Raw genomic sequence first — 18,295 nt, 5'->3', positions numbered from 1 at the left:
CGAACCATTAAAATCCATCCCGGCGCATCTTCGCTGTAACGCCACGCATATTATAGGTAAAGCCAAGCATAAAATAGCGGGCCAACGTCTGAGTGCGTTCATATTGCGCATAATTCTGGCTGGCATTGGCCGTAATCGCGATGTTCCGATTGAGCAAATCAACCGACGACAGCCGGATTTCGGCTCGCTTGGCTTTACCCAGAATGTGATAAATCGAGGCATTTAGCAGTGGTATGCGCTGATCGAAATTGAGCAGATCATTTTTATTGACCCGATAATTCAGTGTCGTGTTAATATAAAAATCATGGGGCAGCTTCACCGTCAGATCACCGCCAAAATTATTGTTCAGGAAGACCTGATTCTGGCCTGTGTTAATCGAATAGCGGGTATTGCTGATACCGATATTGGCATTACCGTAGAACGTCAGCCAATCGGTGGGCGTCAGGCTAAGGCGGGTTCCGAAGCCATAGTTCTGACCCCGTGTCTCATTCGTTACATTGTTGATTGTGGCTGGGTTTGTACTAAAATTCAGGTTCGCATTCAGGTCAAGCGTTGCTTTGGTTTTTTTGAGCGGAAAACCAAAACCCAGGTATGATCCAATCATACGCCCGCCCGATAGATTTTCGGGCTGGATAGTCGTAATAAGCGTTTGCGCATCTGTATTTCGACTATATACAATCTGATTAACAAACTGGGTGCCGTTCACGCCAATATAGAGATTAATGAAACTACCCGGATTAAAGTAATTGAACCCAATGTTCAGGTTATGCCCCAACTGCGGCAACAGATTCGGGTTTCCCTTATTGATGAATAATGGGTTACTATTATTCGTCACGGGTTGCAAATCGCGGGATGTGGGTATCTGTACGCTGACATTATAGCCACCGTAGAGATACCGGTTATTTTTCAGATCATAATTCAGGTTTACGTTCGGAATAACCGTAGTGAACACCCGATTGATTTCCCCGAGTAATGGAGACGTTTGATCACGAGCAAATTGCCCATTCAATGTAAATCGCTGCACAGCCAGTCCTCCCGATATATTCAGTCCTTTAAACGTATAGCGAATACTACTTCCAAGGCGATTATAGATGTAATTATTCTTATAATACAGGCTCAATGAGTCGTTTCGGACCCGATCGCTGTTGTTCTCGCCCCGGTCAATCACATCCCGGTCAACTTCGTCATAGCGTAGACTAAAATTGTAAAATGTTTCCCAAAAAAACTTTTTGGCAAACGGTTCCACATATTGCAGGCTGGCTTTGTACTCGCTGCGGTGGCTATTGGTCCCCTGATCCTGCCGAATGAGCCGTAAGGTTTCGTTGACGCTTGTTGGTTGTGAGAATTGATTGCTGGCGTCCAGTTTCAAATTGGCGTCGTTGGTATTAATTTCGTAAGTAGTACTGGCCGCAAAACTTCTCCCTTTCTTTTTCATTTTCAGCCGGTAAATCAGTGAGCTCGACGAAGCAATCTGGCGCTGTGTACTGGCATTTTTGGTCGTATTTTGAGTCGTTACACCGTTATTACGATCCAGATCCTGGATTCTGTCGAGGTTGGCGTTCCCATTACCTAACCGGCTGTTGTTAATAAAAACCAATGTATTGACCGAATCCAACTGGGCCTCATACCGTAAACTGACCCGATGGTTTCCGTTAAAATTCAGTTGGTTACTGGTTTCATTGATCTGATATTGACCCTGCGGCAGGTAGTAGGTCTGATTTCGAAGGGCACTCAAGTCAAGCCGTGTCTGGTTATAATAGTAGCTACTGCTGAATTTCTTTTTCTTCGTATCATAATTATAGTTGATTCCACCAGCCACGTTATTAGAAAAACCAGTGCCCTGCCGACCGCTTACCGGAATGCCCAGGCCTTCGTCGCCACTATCGGAATAGTAAAAGAAGTTGCCCCCACTAAACCCAAAGTCAGCATTTTGATTCCCGTTATATGAATTACTACCTCTAAAATCCTGATAATCATTATACGACAATCCCTGCTGGTTCGTGTTATTACCCAGTCCAACCAGCGAAAACTGATTTTTCGCATTGAATTTATTGTAGCTTCCCTTGATTTCGCCCCGCGCCGGTATATCATTGGAAGCAGGTCCGGCACTGGCCGTTACTTTTCCGAAACCGCCTTTCTTAAACTCTTCTTTCAGTTCCAGATTAACCGTTTTTTCTTTCTTCCCATCGTCAACGCCGGTTAATTTAGCCTGCTCTGTTTTGTCATTGAAGACCTGCACTTTTGAAATCGATTCGGCCTGTAAGTTTTTAGTAGCCTGTTTGGGGTCATTGCCAAAGAAATTCTTTCCGTCTACGGTTACTCGCTTCACTTCCTGTCCCTGAGCACGAATGTTTCCGTCCTGATCAACCTGTACGCCGGGCAGTTTACGCAGCAAATCCTCAACAGTCGATCCGGGGGGCACTTTGAACGAACTGGCGTTATACTCAATGGTGTCGCCCTTTATCGTTAGTGGAGCCTTAGCTGTTCTGACAACAACCTCCATCAGCTCTCTCGTAATTGGCTTTAGCTTCAAAGGTCCAAGATCAATCAGGGCTTCACCGCCCGATTTGATAACCTGGTTGTACGGGATAAATCCGACGAATGAAATTTTCAGAACGTAATTACCAGCCTTCAGATTCTTGAATATGAACGCTCCCTTTTCATCAGTTCTGGTAAAATTGACCAGCGACGAGTCTTTAGGATTGAGCAACATGACCGTAGAAGAAGCCAGTGGAGCTGCGGCAGTGTCAACGGCTCGCCCCTGTAACGTAAATCGAGGGGAGCCAGTCTGGGCATAAAGTGCCGCCGTAAACAGGCATAGCACAGCCAGCATGAAGAGGTTTTTCATTCGCGAATAGGTAAAGGGTGATCGGTGTATCAGAAGCAAAAATAATCGAAACCAAACTAGCTGGTTACAAGGTTAACGTTTTTTAACTAAATTTATAGTAGTAAATTTAACAAACGGTCGACCTCGCTCATAATGAGCGTATTTGATTAGAAAATGTTGCTTCGCTTATAGAGCAAGACTAGAAAAGTGGATGAATTCCACACCGAAAGAGCAATTATATTTTAAACGGTATGCAGTTTTCAACTGGCAAGGTTCATTCCTGGGGACCTTCGTTAATGATGTGACTGATGACGGAGTAGTACCTACTGAAAAGATCGCTCCAGCACTTCCCGGATAGCCCGCGCTTTTAATAGACACTCCTCCCATTCCTGCTTAGGGTCAGCATCGTAGGTAATAGCGCTTCCGACAGAGAAGGATGCATATTGACTTTGTGAGTCATAAAGCAGCGTACGGATAACAACATTGAAGTCAAAGTCGCCATCGGGCGTTATAAAACCAATTGTCCCCGAATAAACACCCCGTCGACTGACCTCTAGTTGGTCGATCAATTCCATTGCCCGGATTTTAGGTGCTCCGGTCATACTGCCCATCGGAAAAGCATGACGAATCGCATCGGCCCAGGTAATCGTATCTCGTAACGTTGCCGAAACGGTCGATATCATCTGATACACCTGCTGAAAACCGTATATCCCAAAGAGCTCGTCTACGCGCACGGAACCCGTTTGGGCACTCCGGGCAAGGTCATTGCGAACCAGATCAACGATCATTAGATTTTCGGCCCGCTCTTTTTCCGAACTCAATAACTCAGTACGGAGCCGGGCGTCTTCAGCCGGTGTCTTTCCACGCCGAATTGTGCCCTTTATTGGCTGAGATAGAATCTTCAGGCCTTCTTTCTTCAAAAACCGTTCTGGCGAAGCACCCATCACATACCGATCACCAATTTTGAGGAAGCTCGAAAATGGCATTGGCGACCGCTCATTCAACGCCTGGTACACGGTCAGGGGATCGATGTCGACGTGTTCGGCAAAAAATTCGATGCAATAATTTAACTCATAGACATCACCGGCCAGAATATGCTGTTGTATCTGGCGGACATTGGCCTGGTATTCTTCGGGAGTAACACGGCACGTTATCGTAGTCACGGCACTACCCCGTCGATCTGATGGATGAGTAAGGGAAATCGCCTGCATAAGCGCATCTACGTCTCCTTCTCCCCACACGGTTACTTCATTCTCCAGAAAGTCGATAACCCATTCTGGCTCAACAAAATGGGTGTTCGGGAATCCCAGCCGATCAGGATTACGGCTGTTTAGCGCTTCGAGCTCATTTTTTACATCATACCCGAAATAGCCAACCAAAAAACCGGGCCGGGCGCAATGAGCGTCATATAATTCCTGAAATGTGTCTTTACCCGATAGCGAAATGACCCGTTTCGCCCCAACAAATAGTCGGTTCGGAAACGGGTCATTCGGGTAAGAAATATCGTTATTTGTAAGAAAAGCTATGAAAGCGTCTGCGCGCGTTTGCCGGGTTATGGCCCATGTCAATGCCTGCCAGCGGAAAACCGGTAAATCATCAACGAATACGCGCTTCCTGTTCATGCTCAGGGACGCAGCATCCGTACATCAACAGCAATATCTTTACCTTCGGCGTTCTGGCCAATAGTAAACTCAACGTCGTCGTCTACCTGTAATTCGTTGAAATCAGTATCTATAAGGCTTGTATAATGAAAAAACAGGTTGTTTGGCGGATAATTTATAAAACCGTAACCCGTTTTTAAACTCCGGATCGTACTGATTTTACGGCCTTCCGGATCATCGTCTACCGTATCGGCAACGTTATAATTAGGCTCATCAGAATGCGGGTATTCATCGTAGCCATTACCGGAAGCCGGGAACCCATTCCCGAAACTGCTACTGTAACTTCCTCCATTACCCGCAGCAGCCACGGCGGTAAAGGTTGGTCGAGCCTGTTGCTGTTGTTTTACGAACAGGTTCTGAATAACCAGATCGTTTCTACGGCTCCGGTCGTCGATCATACCGTGCATTGCAACTGGGTAAGAGACTTCCTCCAATAAGTCCTGCGACGTACGCGTCACCTGCTTTTCGCCCTGTTCGTTCAAAAACTCGAAATCCCAGCTTAACACCATAATGCGTGAGCCGAGGGTATTGAGTTTACGAATCAATGGTACATAATCCCCATCAGATGTAATAAGTACAACGACATCAAATTTCTTATACTGAGCTAATTCAAAAGCTTCGAGCGCCAGCCACACATCGATACCTTTCTCCTGCCGATAGCCCTGATAGGTTTTTACGGGGAGGTAATGCGTAACGACGCCCTCCGACATTAGAATGTCATCAAACAATCGATCGTAAAATAATTGATTACCCCGCTGATTAGCCTCGTGGGCATTTAGCCGACCTCTAAAATAGTGTGCATCAACAATTTGGCATAAACGCTCATTGACTCCTTCTTCTTCAGCAACCTGCCGCCGTATAAATGCGTGTAAACCTGAAATACTAATCCGGCTGCGCCGTTCGTGAGAGTAATTATAATAATTGCTTACGTGTAAAAAATAGTTACCGTCATAAAAAACCCCTATACGGGTCAATCTTGATGCTGCTGTTGGCATAACTTTATTTGTAATATATGTATGGTACGAAATGCACTTTTAACCTTATCTTATTCTTTGATGGGATAGATATTTATTTCTTTACGGTAAAGCGAGTTACGAACTGAAAGGACTTTAAACGTATAAACAACCGGAGGGACACTACAGAAATCCTACTTACAGTATTAAATCGGAATACGCTAAGACGTTGCAAAATTAATACGTTTTCGCTTACAATACGGTTGGTAAGGTATCTTTGTCGATCAGATATTCTTTTTATGCGAAAAATATTGTTCATCGACCGTGATGGCACGCTCATTATTGAGCCCCAGCCCGATCAGCAGGTCGATTCGTTAGCCAAACTTGATTATATACCTAAAGCGATTTCGGCCATGCGCAAGATCGCCGAAGAAACCGATTATGAGCTGGTTATGGTTACCAATCAGGATGGTCTCGGCACCGACTCTTTCCCCGAAGATACTTTCTGGCCTGCTCACAACAAAATGCTTTCTACGTTTGAGAGCGAAAATATCTCGTTTGATGCTGTCCACATCGACAGGCATTTCCCCCGCGACAACTCGCCTACCCGTAAGCCCGGCACCGGGATGTTGACCCAGTATTTTAGTGATGCCTATGATCTGGCCAACAGTTACGTGATCGGCGACCGCCTGACCGACGTGCAGTTAGCGATCAATCTCGGGGCAAAAGCAATTCTGTTCCTACCACCCAACGGCTTAGCGACCGTGCAGGCGGCTGATGTGTCGGGGTTAACCGATGCGATGCAGAACGCCATTGCCTTCTCGACCGACGATTGGGATAAGATCTACGAATTTCTGCGCTTACCCGCCCGAACAGCAACCGTCGAGCGGAATACGAAAGAAACCCAGATTCGTGTAGACCTCAATCTCGATGGTCGTGGTCAGGCCGAGATTCATACCGGTCTCGGCTTCTTCGACCATATGCTCGATCAGGTAGCCAAGCATTCGGGTGCCGACCTGACCATTCGGGTTCAGGGTGATTTGCACATTGATGAACATCACACCATTGAAGATACTGCTCTGGCGCTCGGTGAAGCCTATCGGCGTGCCCTTGGCGACAAACGGGGAATCAGCCGCTATGGTTTTCTATTGCCCATGGATGAAGCACTTGCTCAGGTCGCCATTGACTTTTCGGGTCGCCCCTGGCTTGTTTGGGACGCTACATTCCGGCGCGAGAAGATCGGCGATATGCCTACCGAAATGTTCTATCATTTTTTTAAGTCATTCTCCGATACGGCGCTCTGTAATCTAAATGTGAAAGTTGAAGGCGATAACGAACATCATAAGATCGAAGCTATTTTTAAAGCCTTTGCCAAAGCCATAAAAATGGCCGTTCGGCGTGATATTAAAGAATTGGATAACCTCCCCAGCACAAAGGGTGTTTTGTAAGTAAGTAGGCTCTGACAGGAGATTTTCATTTTTTGTCTAATGCTCAGTGTCTAATATCCAACGTGTATTGTACTTTTGCATACGAATTCAACCGAACACAGATATGGATTTATCAACCCCGCTAACACTCCTGTTCTACGTTGTCCTGCTGACGGCTTCATTTATCACTGGCCGGTGGCTGGAGAGCAAAGACCGGAAATACTAAGTTGGTTTACAGTTTATAGTTTTCAGTGCACAAAGCAACCTTGCATTGGCCACTAAAAACTATAAACTGTAAATTCTAATTACAGAAATGCTCAGCGCCCTCACCCGTTGGTTATTTAAAGTCGCCGGTTGGCAGGTTGTGGGCCCTGTACCGCATTTACCCAAGGGCATTTGGGCTGTAGCCCCTCACTCAACTAACTGGGACTTTCTGGTCGGGTTAGGTGTACGCCCTACCATTCACGTCTGGATTCAATATCTCGCCAAAAGTTCGCTCTTTAGCTGGTATTCAGGCTGGCTTTTCCGGCTACTGGGTGGCAAACCTGTATATCGTGATAAATCGCACAACCTGGTCGATGCCATCGTTGCTGTATTTAACCAGAATGAACAGCTACAGATTTGCATAGCACCCGAAGGCACTCGCAGTAATGTATCAAAGCTTAAAACAGGCTTCTACTACATTGCTCTTGAAGCGCACGTCCCGATTATTCCGGTTGGCTTCGACTGGCCCCGAAAACTAGTTATTATAGGCAATCCTATCTATGTAACAGGCAATTACGAGATGGATATGCTCCCATTTTACGAATTTTTCTCACAGGTTCACGGCGTCAAAAAAGACTGGCTGAAGAAGTGGGAGGAAACGGGTGTGATTGCCTGAAAAGCTAGTTTCCCTAAAAGCCGCTAGCTTTTTGTTTCCTGTGCGCGTTTCAGTTCATCGACCATTCGACTACCGGCTCGCTCCGATGCGCCGGATTCGCCCATTTTCCCCTGTACCTCTGTGTAACCAGCCAATTGCGTATCCCGGCCCGGTTCACCGGGTAAAATGGCTCGTAGTTCATCGGTAATCCGATCGGCGGTGAGGTCGTTTTGAATCAATTCCTTCACAACTTCACGGTTGGCAATCAGGTTTACAAGCGATATAAACGGTACCGCAATCAGTCGTTTCGCAATGGTATATGACACCGTTGTTGTTTTGTAGCAAACGACCTGTGGCACATTAAACAAGGCGGTTTCGAGCGTGGCCGTACCAGACGTAACCAGCGCAGCCGTGGCAATATGCAACAGATCATAAGCCGCGTCATTAACACGTTTAACAGTTGGGTACCTCCCCAACAGATTACCATAGAGCGGAGCAGGCAAATTACTGACTGTGCCTACAACAAACTGACAATCGGGAAACTGGCGCGTTGCTGCCAGCATAGCAGGTAATATAGACGTAATTTCCTGACGGCGACTTCCGGGGAGAAGGGCAACAACAGGGCGTTCATCCAGTTTCAGCGTTGAGCGAAAATCGGGATTGGGCTGAAAATCAGCCAGAGCATCCAGTAGAGGGTTGCCAACGTAGTCGACGTTGTAATCGTATTTTGCGAAAAACTCCGTTTCGAACGGTAGAATCGTAAACAGCCGATCGACATTCGCTTTAATTTTTAATGCCCGGCGCTGGTTCCATGCCCAAACCTTCGGCGAAATATAATAAAACACGCGAATGCCATGCTGTTTGGCAAAACGGGCCATCCGCAGGTTAAATCCGGCGTAATCGATGAGAATAAGCACATCGGGACGGTGTTCAAGCAGATCGGCCTGGCATTCTCGCATGATCCGGCGGATTGTACCCAGGTTTTTCACTACCTCCAGGAAGCCCATAAACGCCATCTCCCGATAGTGTCGCACCAGTACCGCTCCGGCATCTTCCATCTGCTCACCACCATACGCACGGCACTGTGCATCAGGATCATGGCGACGAATGGCCCGAATCAGGTTTGCCCCGTGAAGATCGCCGGAACGTTCGCCAGCAATGAGGTAATAGTTCATGTGGTGTTGTATGTTATGGGTTGTATGACTTGATTATCGGCTCTATCATACACCCCATATCATCCATACAGGCTCTATTCGCCAAAATAATCCACAAAATTTTTCGGTGTTTCGTAAAGCCGAAGCTGGTGCAGATGAGCTTCTGTTACTTCGCCCAGTGCACGTTCGAGAATTTTCCAGATCTCCATGATAAAGATCTCACAGCTGGCCATTTTGCCCTGCATGAAATCGACGTCCAGATTCAGATTTTTGTGATCAACTTTCTCGATTACCTCCCGCTTCACAATATCACCCAGCACTTTCAGGTCAATCACAAAGCCTGTATCCGGATCGGGCTCACCTTTTACCGTTACGATCAATTCAAAGTTGTGTCCATGCCAGTTAATGTTGGCACATGGGCCAAAAACTTCCTTATTGCGCTCCTCAGACCAGGCCGGATTGTAGAGCCGGTGGGCAGCGTTAAAATGTTCGATTCTGTTAATATAGACCATTTTTCTGGTTTAGATGGGGCGGTTGCCAGAAACGCCGATTTTGAAAATAAGCCACAAAGGTACGAACTCTTTGGGCCTAATGAAACCGTTAGTTTAGTTGAAAAGGCGGTTGGAGTATATTTAATGCATATATGAAAAATACAATTTAATCCCTAAAAACGCTATTCCTTTGTTCATCTTAAAATCTGTATCTTTACAGCCACTTTCACTTCATGCTAGCTAGCTTTTTTCTCTTTATCGCAATCAATACGTTTACTTCTAGCTCTTTATGATTATTGTTACGGGGGCCGCTGGCTTTATCGGAAGCTGTTTGATCAGCAAATTGAATCAGGAAAATTTCAATTTTATCATTGCTGTCGATGATTTTTCGGACCCTCGTAAAGAAGCAAATCTGACTGGGAAACGGATTCAGGAACGCGTTGACCGGGAAGAGTTTTTCGGCTGGCTCGACAACAATTATCAGGAGGTGGAATTTATTTTTCACATCGGTGCCCGCACCGATACCACCGAATTTGACCGCCAGATTTTTGAGCATCTGAACGTTGAGTATTCCAAGCAAATCTGGAATCGCTGTATTGATTATCAGATTCCCCTCGTATATGCGTCATCGGCAGCAACTTATGGTATGGGCGAGTTTGGGTATGATGATAATGAGTCGATCATTCCGCAGTTGAAGCCGCTCAATCCGTACGGTGATTCAAAGAATGAATTTGATATCTGGGCACTGGAGCAGGAACGTAAACCCTTTTTCTGGGCTGGACTGAAATTTTTCAACGTCTACGGGCCCAATGAATATCATAAAGACCGTATGGCATCGGTAATTTACCATGCCTACAACCAGATTTGCCAATCCGGTCACATGAGGCTGTTCCGGTCACATAACCCTGATTATACCGACGGTGGACAGATGCGTGATTTCATTTACGTGAAAGACGTAATCGAAGTTTGTTCATTTCTGATGCATCACCGACGCAATTCAGGTATCTACAACCTCGGAAGTGGCAAAGCCCGTACATTCCTCGATCTGGCGACACTTACTTTCCGGGCTATGGATCGCGATCCGCAGATCGAGTTTATCGATACCCCCGTCGATATCCGCGATAAATACCAGTATTTTACGCAGGCCAACATGGCTAAGCTTCGTTCTATTGGTTATGACAGGCCATTCCATTCGCTCGAAGAAGGCGTTTCTGATTACGTAAAAAAATACCTCAAAGAAGGAAAGTATCTCTAGCTGCCGGTAATCATTCTTTTGTTTTTGGCCACCAGAAGCCGACGCACAGCGATCGCCCGATGACTGGCCTCTTATGCGTCGGCGAGTAGCGCATTTACCATTTCTTGAAGATAAAAAATACCGCGATCACAAGGAATACAAAGCCAACCAGATGATTCCAGGCGAGTTTGTCGGTTTTAAAAAAGTAGACCGTTATTAAGGTGAAAACCGTCAGCGAAACAGCTTCCTGAATTGTTTTGAGTTGGAAAAGCGAAAACGGGCCACCCGTTTCTTCAGAACCGATACGATTAGCTGGCACCTGAAAAATATATTCGAAAAAGGCAAGTCCCCAACTGAGCATAATAATGCCGAAAAGCGATAGCTTGGCCAATGTGGGGTACTGCTTTAGTTGCAGGTGGCCATACCAGGCCAGTGTCATAAAGATGTTCGATAACGTGAGCAATAAAACGCAATAGAGTCCTTTCATTTAATTATGCTAAAATTTTAGTTTCTGGCAGGACCAAGGTACTGGTAAATCGGAATTCCTGCCAATCGAGGAGTAATTCTCCGTCAAGTAAAGTTGTTAAACGATAACTAATCCACAAACCCAGTCCATGTCCTTCTTTGAGCGGATCAGCCCGAAAGTAAGGCTGCATCAGATCAAGCACAGGCCCGGATTCCCGAACGGTTCGATTCTGGACAAAAATCGTCGGTGCGTTTTCCCAAACTAACCGGATACTCACCACACTATCCGGAACGGCATACTTGATCGCATTTTCGAGCAGATTCAGTAACACATGTTCCAGCTTAACGGCATCTGTTCTGATCGGCGAAGAAAGCAATGTTGGTTCCTCAAACTGCGTTGTTACTTCATAATCAGTGGCTACAGTTTCCAACTGAGCCAGGCAGTTTTTTATTAATTCCGGCAAATCGACCGGTGTTGTTTTGAGTACCTGATGGGCATGATCAGGGCGGCTAAGCGTCAGAAATTCGTCGAGCAGACGTGTCAGACGTTTTATTTCATCCAGTTGTCCCAGCAGGAATGGTGTTGTCCGGCCGTCTACCTGACCACTGTCAAGAGTGACTTCAAGACCAGTTTTCATGATGGCAAGCGGTGTTCGAAGTTCATGCGCAGCGGCTCCAAAAAAATTACGCTGTAGTTCAGCACTTTCCCGAATTCGGGCCAGCATCTGGTTTAGCGTATCGGTTAACTGATAAAGTTCATCACGAGCGGTTGGCAAGGCGATCGGCTCAATTGTGGCTGCATTCGTGATCTTTCCCGCCTGATGAACAATTGCCTGAATTGGTTTCAATAGCCATCCAGCGATAACATATCCTCCCAGGAATGCCAGGATCAGGCTTACGAACCAACCAAGCCCAAAGACCCAGCGTAACTGTCGGATATCCTGCATCAAACTAGCATCGGGCACTGCTAATGTCAGACTCACCTGACCACTGGGAATCTGATAAGCCATAGTCTGAACCGTCATGGATCTGAAAGAACGCAGATGCCGGTCAACGTCGTGCCCTACGCCGGATGCGTTTGGAAAGCCAGGACTACGAAAAAGCTCACGGCTCCGACCATAACTATGGTATATTACCCGCATCTGTTCGCTTTCGGTAGGCAAAGGCAACACAATCGGATCGACACTAACCTGCGAAAGTAACCATCCAGCCCTGGTCGCTACCGCCCGATCAAAAGCGATCTGGAGGCTATTTTCGGCCCGGATCAGCATGAGCCAACCGGCCAGTAAACTTACTCCGGCAAACACAGCCGTAACGGCCAGCACAATCCGGCTGCGCAGGTTCATATCGATTTGAGCCGATAACCACGGCTGATAAGCGTCTCAATCAGTCCACGTGTACCAACCGCATCCAGTTTCTTACGCAATTGATAGATGTGTACTTCTATCACGTTACTGCCCATGTCATAATCGGCGGCCCATACCTTCTCGGCAATCTCATTTTTCGTTACCAATAGTCCGATTCGGCGCATGAATAATTCGAGTAAAGCAAATTCCCGATTGGTCAGTTCCAGCTTGATGCCTGCCTTGAACACCTCATGCGAAACAAGCCTCATTTCTAGATCAGCCATGCGTAATACGACGTTATCTCCGGAATGGGTTCGTCGCTGTAAAACCCGAATCCGAGCCAGCAACTCGTTAAAGTCGAACGGTTTCCGAAGGTAGTCAATGGCGCCAAGATCCAACCCCTCTATCACTTTATCGGAATCACTCAATGCCGATAAAATCATGACCGGCACCGTCAGGCCAAAGGCTCGTAGATTTTTCAGAACCTCAAACCCGGTCTGTCCGGGCAACATTAAGTCCAGCAACACAAGATCGTATAAGCCTCCGGCAACCTGATCGAGTCCTTCTGAACCGGAATAAGCCAGGTCAGCGACATGGCCATGTTGTTCAAGTCCCTGCTTTATAAACCGGGCCAGTTTGCGTTCATCTTCAATAATCAGAATTTTCACGCGAATAGTGAGTGATTAATTGACTGCTGAAATTGCGGAATGAAACCCATCAAATCAACTATTCCAGCAGTCAATCATGAATTAGCGAACCAGATACTGCTGACCGTTGATTGTCAGCACAACGGCGTTTAGAATGTTTGTTTTTTCTAACTGAACCTGGCCTTCCCGAAGGTTTTTAGCGTATCCCTGAACCGTAATCGTACTGCCTTTCGTAGCCAGATTCGTCAGTTGATAAGCCACATGCGGAGGGACGCGTACAATTGTTTTATCATCAAGGACAAGACCGTTAACGCGTCCATCCCTACCTATTTGATAGTCGGCTATCTTGCCCGTTACCGTAGCTTGTGAAGGAGCTGTCGGGGGCGTAACAGGCATAGTTGGAGGAGCGTCAGAAATCGTCGTTTTGCCAGCCGTAAGGCTAACCATCCGAAAGCGCGATTCTCCTTTGGGAGACATTTCAGAATAGCCAGTCACGCTGACGTTGCTACCTGGCTTAATGGATTTTTGCACCTGCTGGCCGAGATGGGGAGGGAATTTTACAGTGGTCGGTGTATTGGCAGATCCGGTGAAGGTGAAACCCTCCAGAATAGCATCATCATTACCAATCCATTGACCTACTGTTCCAGAAACGGTGGTGAGCGATGTAAGGCCACGCTCGTGGCCAATTCGATCGGCCTGACCCGGCCCTGATTGACGCTGCCCCATACGATGTCTGCCAGGACCACCGGGCTGATGACCTCCTCGAGGTCCATGCGGCCTACGGCCATCCAGCCCGGGACCATCCAGTCCCGGACTGGATGGGGCGTTCAGGGCAATGGGCGACGGTAGCGCACCCGGTCCTGGCTCACCCAGTGTCTGGGCATTAACCTGTGAAGCAGCCAGCATGACCGCAAATAGAATTGGGGTAATTAATTTCGTGTTGCTTTCCATTGTCAATTGTTATTTACTGTTCACGATGGAAGCAAAACTAGCGGCCTCATATAAAGCCAGTCTGAAAACGAAATTAATTTTTCTTCATACTGTCGCAAGTCATTTATTTTGAGTCGTAGAGCAGAGCCGTGCCACGGTTCAAAACCGTGGCACGGCTCTGCTCTACGACTCAAAACATTATTCCCAAATCACCTCAATGACTTCTGTTTTCAAATCTATAGTCGTCTGCTTTTCGCCCGTTGACCGACGGAGCGCCAGTTTCCCATTGCTAACCTTCATGGCCTCCTGCTGCAAAATGTGCATGGCATCTTTTTTGTGAAACACTGACACAACCGACTCTTCCGTCGACACGGGTAAGGTAAATGACTTACCGGAAGCTTTTACAGAGCGGGCTGTTGCAGGTAACGGCTGATTCCGAAGTAATGAAATCGCCCGGGAGGCTTGCGGCACACCATAGCCAACATAGTTGTTGCCATAAGGGTATAGATGCGACGATTTTTCAATGATGGCCATGACCTCCTTATTAGTCAATTTCGGATTTGCCTGCATAATACAGGCTGCAAATCCGGTAATGACCGGCGCCGATAATGAGGTTCCATACAAAGAAAAACAGGAAACATTGGGTTTCATATAGGGCAAACTCTCAGGGCCGATACTGCTGTAGCCAATCCGATTCCAAAGTCGGGCATTTGTTGCACCAATGGCCAGAACACCCTGAGCATCAGCGGGAGTGCTGATGATTCGCCATGAACGATCATCGCCTTCGTTTCCGGCTGATACAACAATAAGAATACCTTTTTTATCGGCCGCAATCTGTGCCGCCCGACTAATCAGGCTGGTATGGCCATCCATCTGACGGGGTTCATAATTTTCCTTGGGGTTACTCATCCCTTTGGCGTAACCCAGCGATGTATTGATCAGTCGAACGCCAAGACTATCCATCCACTCCATTGCCGCTACCCAGTTATCTTCTTCGCCCCGGTATTCGCGATTGCCCTGATCAGTACGTGCCAGATAAAATGTTGCATCGGTAGCCAGACCATATTGCGTGTTTTCGATCGGATCACTACCAGCAATGGCTGCCAGAACTTCGGTCCCGTGAAAATCCGACATAGTTTCGAGCGTATGGAACAGGTCGCCGTGGGTCTTTTTGTCATTCACATAATCACGAACCCGTTTTACACCCTCCCGCGCGAATACATGCTTCAGGGCATTAGCCGAATCTGCGCCAAAAAAACCAGCATCGATAACACCAATATTTACAAATCGTCCGGTTAGGCCAGCCTGAGCAAAATCGGAAGCCTGAATCTGCGTCATAACCGGAGCCATATGCGGGCTGGTTGAACGGGACCCATCGGGATTACCAATTGATGTAATGATAATGGCTGGATCAATGGCCTGAATCCCTGCCACAAAGGGTAAAGCCGCAACCTGTGCATACTGACTGGTCGTAAGCCGGGCCGAGACAGCATTCAGCCAGCGCGATTTATTGAGTGGTTGAACACCTTCCTGTTTTAATTGATTTAGATAGTCTACCGAAACAGGCTGATCTGTCTCATCAAGCGGAAAATTCTGGGCTCTTCGCCTGGTTATGGCCATTTCCGATAAGGCTGGCCGGACACTCTGGTCTTTAGCCTTAAAAAGAATCCAGTATTTAGGACTATCTGGTCCATAGCCTTTTGTATTTAACCAGGTCGTATTGGGATGCGAAACGCCAGGATTCGCTTGAATCAGTAGCGTAATCAGACAGAATAAGAAGTTTAGGCGAAGCGTCATGAACCAGAAAATAGCTATTTACCGTGTTTTCCAGGCAAACCGTATGTAAAAACATAAACACACAAACACGCAAAAACTCTTATAGCTTTGAGTTTTCTTTGCAATTTAATTAGAAAAGCAGTTTCAACGTCCTGATATGCGCTACTTGCCCATTGATAATCAACTTTTCGTTCAAAATCGTCATCGGCTCACTCAGTTACTGAAACCTAAATCGCTGGTGATTCTGAACGCTAATGACATCATGCCGACCAATGCCGATGGCACAATGACATTTCGGCAAAACAACGATTTATTCTACTTAACGGGCGTCGATCAGGAGGAAACCCGGCTTGTTCTGTTTCCAGACCACCCCGACCCTAAATTTCGGGAGGTCCTGTTTCTGCGCGAAACCAGCGAACTGATCGAAATCTGGGAAGGACATAAGCTTACTAAAGTCGAAGCCGAACAAACTTCCGGTATTTCACAAAAGCAGGTCTACTGGACGCATCAGTTTGAGCAGATTTTTGTACAAATGATCTTCGAAGCGGATAACGTTTATCTGAATACCAATGAGCACACCCGTGCCGGCATAGATGTTCAGACCCGTGATGCCCGATTTATTGACGAATTCAAACAAAAATACCCGCTTCACCATCTTGAGCGACTTGCGCCATTGATGCACTACTTACGAGCGATCAAACTACCGCAGGAAGTGCAACTGCTTCAGACAGCCATAAACATCACCGACAAAATGTTCCGCCGGTTGTTGGGTTTCATTAAACCCGGTGTATGGGAATATGAAATTGAAGCCGAGATGATGCATGAATACCTCCTCAACCGGTCGCGGGGAGCTGCCTATTCGCCTATCATTGCCTCGGGAGCCAACGCCTGTGTACTGCACTACATAGATAACAGCCAGCAGTGCCAGGATGGCGATGTGATTTTGCTCGATATAGGTGCGGAATACGCCAATTATAATGCGGATATGACCCGTTCAGTACCTGTTAACGGGCGATTTACGGAACGCCAGCGAGCTGTTTATGATGCGGTATTACGCGTACTGAAAGAAGCGAAACAAATGCTTCGGCCCGGTAATCTCTGGGACGATTATCATCGCGAAGTAGGCAAAGTAATGGAGTCGGAACTTATTGGCCTTGGCTTACTCGACCGCCTGGAAGTCGAAAAACAGGATCCTGACGCACCTTTGTACAAAAAGTACTTTATGCACGGCACGTCACACTTTCTGGGACTTGATGTTCACGATGTGGGGAATAAATACCGTCGAATGGAGCCCGGAATGGTCTTTACGGTTGAACCAGGCATTTATATTCCTGGAGAAAAACTCGGCATCAGGCTTGAAAACAACGTGCTGATTACGGAGTCAGGGAACACTGACCTAATGGCCAACATTCCGCTCGAAGCAGAGGAGATTGAAGAGTTAATGAACCGATAGACAGGAATGGTGAGCGATGAATGACAAATACGGCGACAACCAATTTGTCATTCATCACTCACCATTCCTGATTACTTTACTTCAGCTTTTTTAGCATTTTCACGTTCGAGGGCAATGCTCAAACTTGAGTAGATGCGACGAACTGCAGTTTCGAGCCGTTCCCAACCTGCTTCTGTACGGAGGTCAATATCACCGATATGATCACGCTGTGTACTGGTCAGCACAATATGCGTTACCGCAGCTACCATCAAACTCGTAATAGCAATAGGGTCGTAATCGGCAAATGGAGCCAGTTTATCAACCAGTTTTTTGTAGGAATTGTCACGAAACTCGGCCAATCGGCGGGCAAGTTCTGTTTCGCCATGGCTCATTTCCCACCGGATTAATTCCTGTGATGGCTTCCGCGTGCGGAATTCGCGCATGAACTGAATTGTATATTCAGACCATACTTTGCTTCGGTTATCCGAAGGAAGGTTATCTGGGACGGAGTCCAGAAACTTTTCGTTGAACATGGATAAGAAGAAACCACGTTGAACATAAGCCTCCAGCAATCCATTCCAGCCACCAAAATAACGATAGATCAGTACTTTATTAACGCCTGCTTTTTCGGCTACTGCATTAATACCGGCCTTTTCGGTCCCCCGCTCGGCCATTACATCACCCATCGCCCGCAAGATACGCTCCATGGTCATCTGGCGATTTCTACGCTTGACAATTTTCATACTGCTAGTAGTTTTTTTTGTGTTAAAGAGGGATGTAATGTCTCTACATTCTTTGTAAAGACAAACAAAGAAATCTACTGAAACTTTAGACTGGCGACAAATATGGGGATAACTAATGATGTTATCAAGAGATTACCTTAACGACGTATCGGAAATTTCATAAATTGTTTTTGGGGTTGGGTGGTGACTTCTCCCATTTTTGTTGTAGAGACAACAATTGGTAGCCAAAACAGACAAAATGGATCGCTACGCCTGTTTCTAGCGCCTTCAAAAGCGAATTTGATCTGGAGAAAAAAAACATTGCCCGTGGCGAATACGCGGCTAATACGTCGACAGGATTCTACGATAAG

The 18,295-nt window shown here is 46.7% G+C and carries 15 protein-coding genes; 4 read left to right on the top strand and 11 right to left on the bottom strand.

All coding sequences use genetic code 11. The annotated features are described in order from the left end of the window. Positions 1–7: 7 nt before the first annotated feature. The 3 genes from G8759_RS06790 to G8759_RS06780 form a co-directional block, all read right to left on the bottom strand. Positions 8–2,848 carry an outer membrane beta-barrel protein gene (locus G8759_RS06790; RefSeq protein ID WP_167206422.1) on the bottom strand — a complete coding sequence of 947 codons (2,841 nt, stop codon included), beginning with the start codon at positions 2,846–2,848 and terminating at the stop codon, positions 8–10. Positions 2,849–3,150: 302 nt separating this feature from the next. Next, complete coding sequence (gene pabB / locus G8759_RS06785; protein WP_167206420.1) at positions 3,151–4,449, bottom strand: aminodeoxychorismate synthase component I; 1,299 nt, start codon at positions 4,447–4,449, stop codon at positions 3,151–3,153. Positions 4,450–4,451: 2 nt separating this feature from the next. Further along, positions 4,452–5,483 (bottom strand): NYN domain-containing protein, encoded by a 1,032-nt coding sequence (locus tag G8759_RS06780; protein ID WP_167206418.1) that lies wholly within the window; start codon positions 5,481–5,483, stop codon positions 4,452–4,454. 257 nt (positions 5,484–5,740) lie between these two features. Between G8759_RS06780 and hisB the strand changes: the two genes are divergently transcribed. Next, a complete protein-coding gene (gene hisB / locus G8759_RS06775) occupies positions 5,741–6,889 on the top strand; it encodes a bifunctional histidinol-phosphatase/imidazoleglycerol-phosphate dehydratase HisB (RefSeq protein ID WP_167206416.1) in 1,149 nt (382 codons plus the stop codon). A 292-nt stretch (positions 6,890–7,181) separates the two neighbouring features. Continuing rightward, on the top strand, positions 7,182–7,748 hold the full coding sequence (locus tag G8759_RS06770) for a 1-acyl-sn-glycerol-3-phosphate acyltransferase (RefSeq protein ID WP_167206414.1): 567 nt from the start codon (positions 7,182–7,184) through the stop codon (positions 7,746–7,748). A gap of 23 nt (positions 7,749–7,771) precedes the next feature. On the opposite strand, the gene lpxB is transcribed toward G8759_RS06770, so the two are convergent. Further along, positions 7,772–8,902, bottom strand: a complete 1,131-nt coding sequence (gene lpxB / locus G8759_RS06765) for a lipid-A-disaccharide synthase (RefSeq protein ID WP_167206412.1) — start codon at positions 8,900–8,902, stop codon at positions 7,772–7,774. A 74-nt stretch (positions 8,903–8,976) separates the two neighbouring features. Then, positions 8,977–9,393 (bottom strand): 6-pyruvoyl trahydropterin synthase family protein, encoded by a 417-nt coding sequence (locus tag G8759_RS06760; protein WP_167206410.1) that lies wholly within the window; start codon positions 9,391–9,393, stop codon positions 8,977–8,979. Positions 9,394–9,661: 268 nt separating this feature from the next. Between G8759_RS06760 and rfaD the strand changes: the two genes are divergently transcribed. Continuing rightward, positions 9,662–10,627, top strand: a complete 966-nt coding sequence (rfaD, locus tag G8759_RS06755; protein WP_167206408.1) for an ADP-glyceromanno-heptose 6-epimerase — start codon at positions 9,662–9,664, stop codon at positions 10,625–10,627. Positions 10,628–10,721: 94 nt separating this feature from the next. Here the strand turns inward: rfaD and G8759_RS06750 are convergent, their stop codons facing one another. The 5 genes from G8759_RS06750 to G8759_RS06730 form a co-directional block, all read right to left on the bottom strand. After that, positions 10,722–11,093 (bottom strand): DMT family protein, encoded by a 372-nt coding sequence (locus G8759_RS06750; protein WP_167206406.1) that lies wholly within the window; start codon positions 11,091–11,093, stop codon positions 10,722–10,724. Positions 11,094–11,097: 4 nt separating this feature from the next. Next, positions 11,098–12,417, bottom strand: coding sequence for a sensor histidine kinase (locus tag G8759_RS06745; protein WP_167206404.1), 1,320 nt, complete (start codon positions 12,415–12,417; stop codon positions 11,098–11,100). Further along, positions 12,414–13,085, bottom strand: coding sequence for a response regulator transcription factor (locus tag G8759_RS06740; protein ID WP_167206403.1), 672 nt, complete (start codon positions 13,083–13,085; stop codon positions 12,414–12,416). Before G8759_RS06740 ends, G8759_RS06745 begins: the two co-directional genes overlap by 4 nt. Before the next feature lie 81 nt (positions 13,086–13,166). Next, positions 13,167–14,015 carry a hypothetical protein gene (locus G8759_RS06735; protein ID WP_167206401.1) on the bottom strand — a complete coding sequence of 283 codons (849 nt, stop codon included), beginning with the start codon at positions 14,013–14,015 and terminating at the stop codon, positions 13,167–13,169. A gap of 177 nt (positions 14,016–14,192) precedes the next feature. Further along, the gene (locus G8759_RS06730) at positions 14,193–15,791 is read right to left on the bottom strand and encodes a S8 family serine peptidase (RefSeq protein WP_167206399.1); all 1,599 of its coding nucleotides are present in this window, start codon (positions 15,789–15,791) and stop codon (positions 14,193–14,195) included. Positions 15,792–15,927: 136 nt separating this feature from the next. On the opposite strand from G8759_RS06730, the gene G8759_RS06725 reads away from it, so the two are divergent. Next, entirely contained in the window at positions 15,928–17,223 is a 1,296-nt protein-coding gene (locus G8759_RS06725; RefSeq protein WP_167206397.1) for an aminopeptidase P family protein, read from the top strand. A 71-nt stretch (positions 17,224–17,294) separates the two neighbouring features. Here the strand turns inward: G8759_RS06725 and G8759_RS06720 are convergent, their stop codons facing one another. Further along, on the bottom strand, positions 17,295–17,945 hold the full coding sequence (locus G8759_RS06720; RefSeq protein WP_232074155.1) for a TetR/AcrR family transcriptional regulator: 651 nt from the start codon (positions 17,943–17,945) through the stop codon (positions 17,295–17,297). Between the last annotated feature and the right edge of the window lie 350 nt (positions 17,946–18,295).

Origin of the sequence: Spirosoma aureum, assembly GCF_011604685.1 — a bacterium.
In the GTDB taxonomy this organism is placed as follows: Bacteria; Bacteroidota; Bacteroidia; order Cytophagales; family Spirosomataceae; genus Spirosoma; species Spirosoma aureum.
This window is presented reverse-complemented; position numbering and strand designations above follow the sequence as displayed.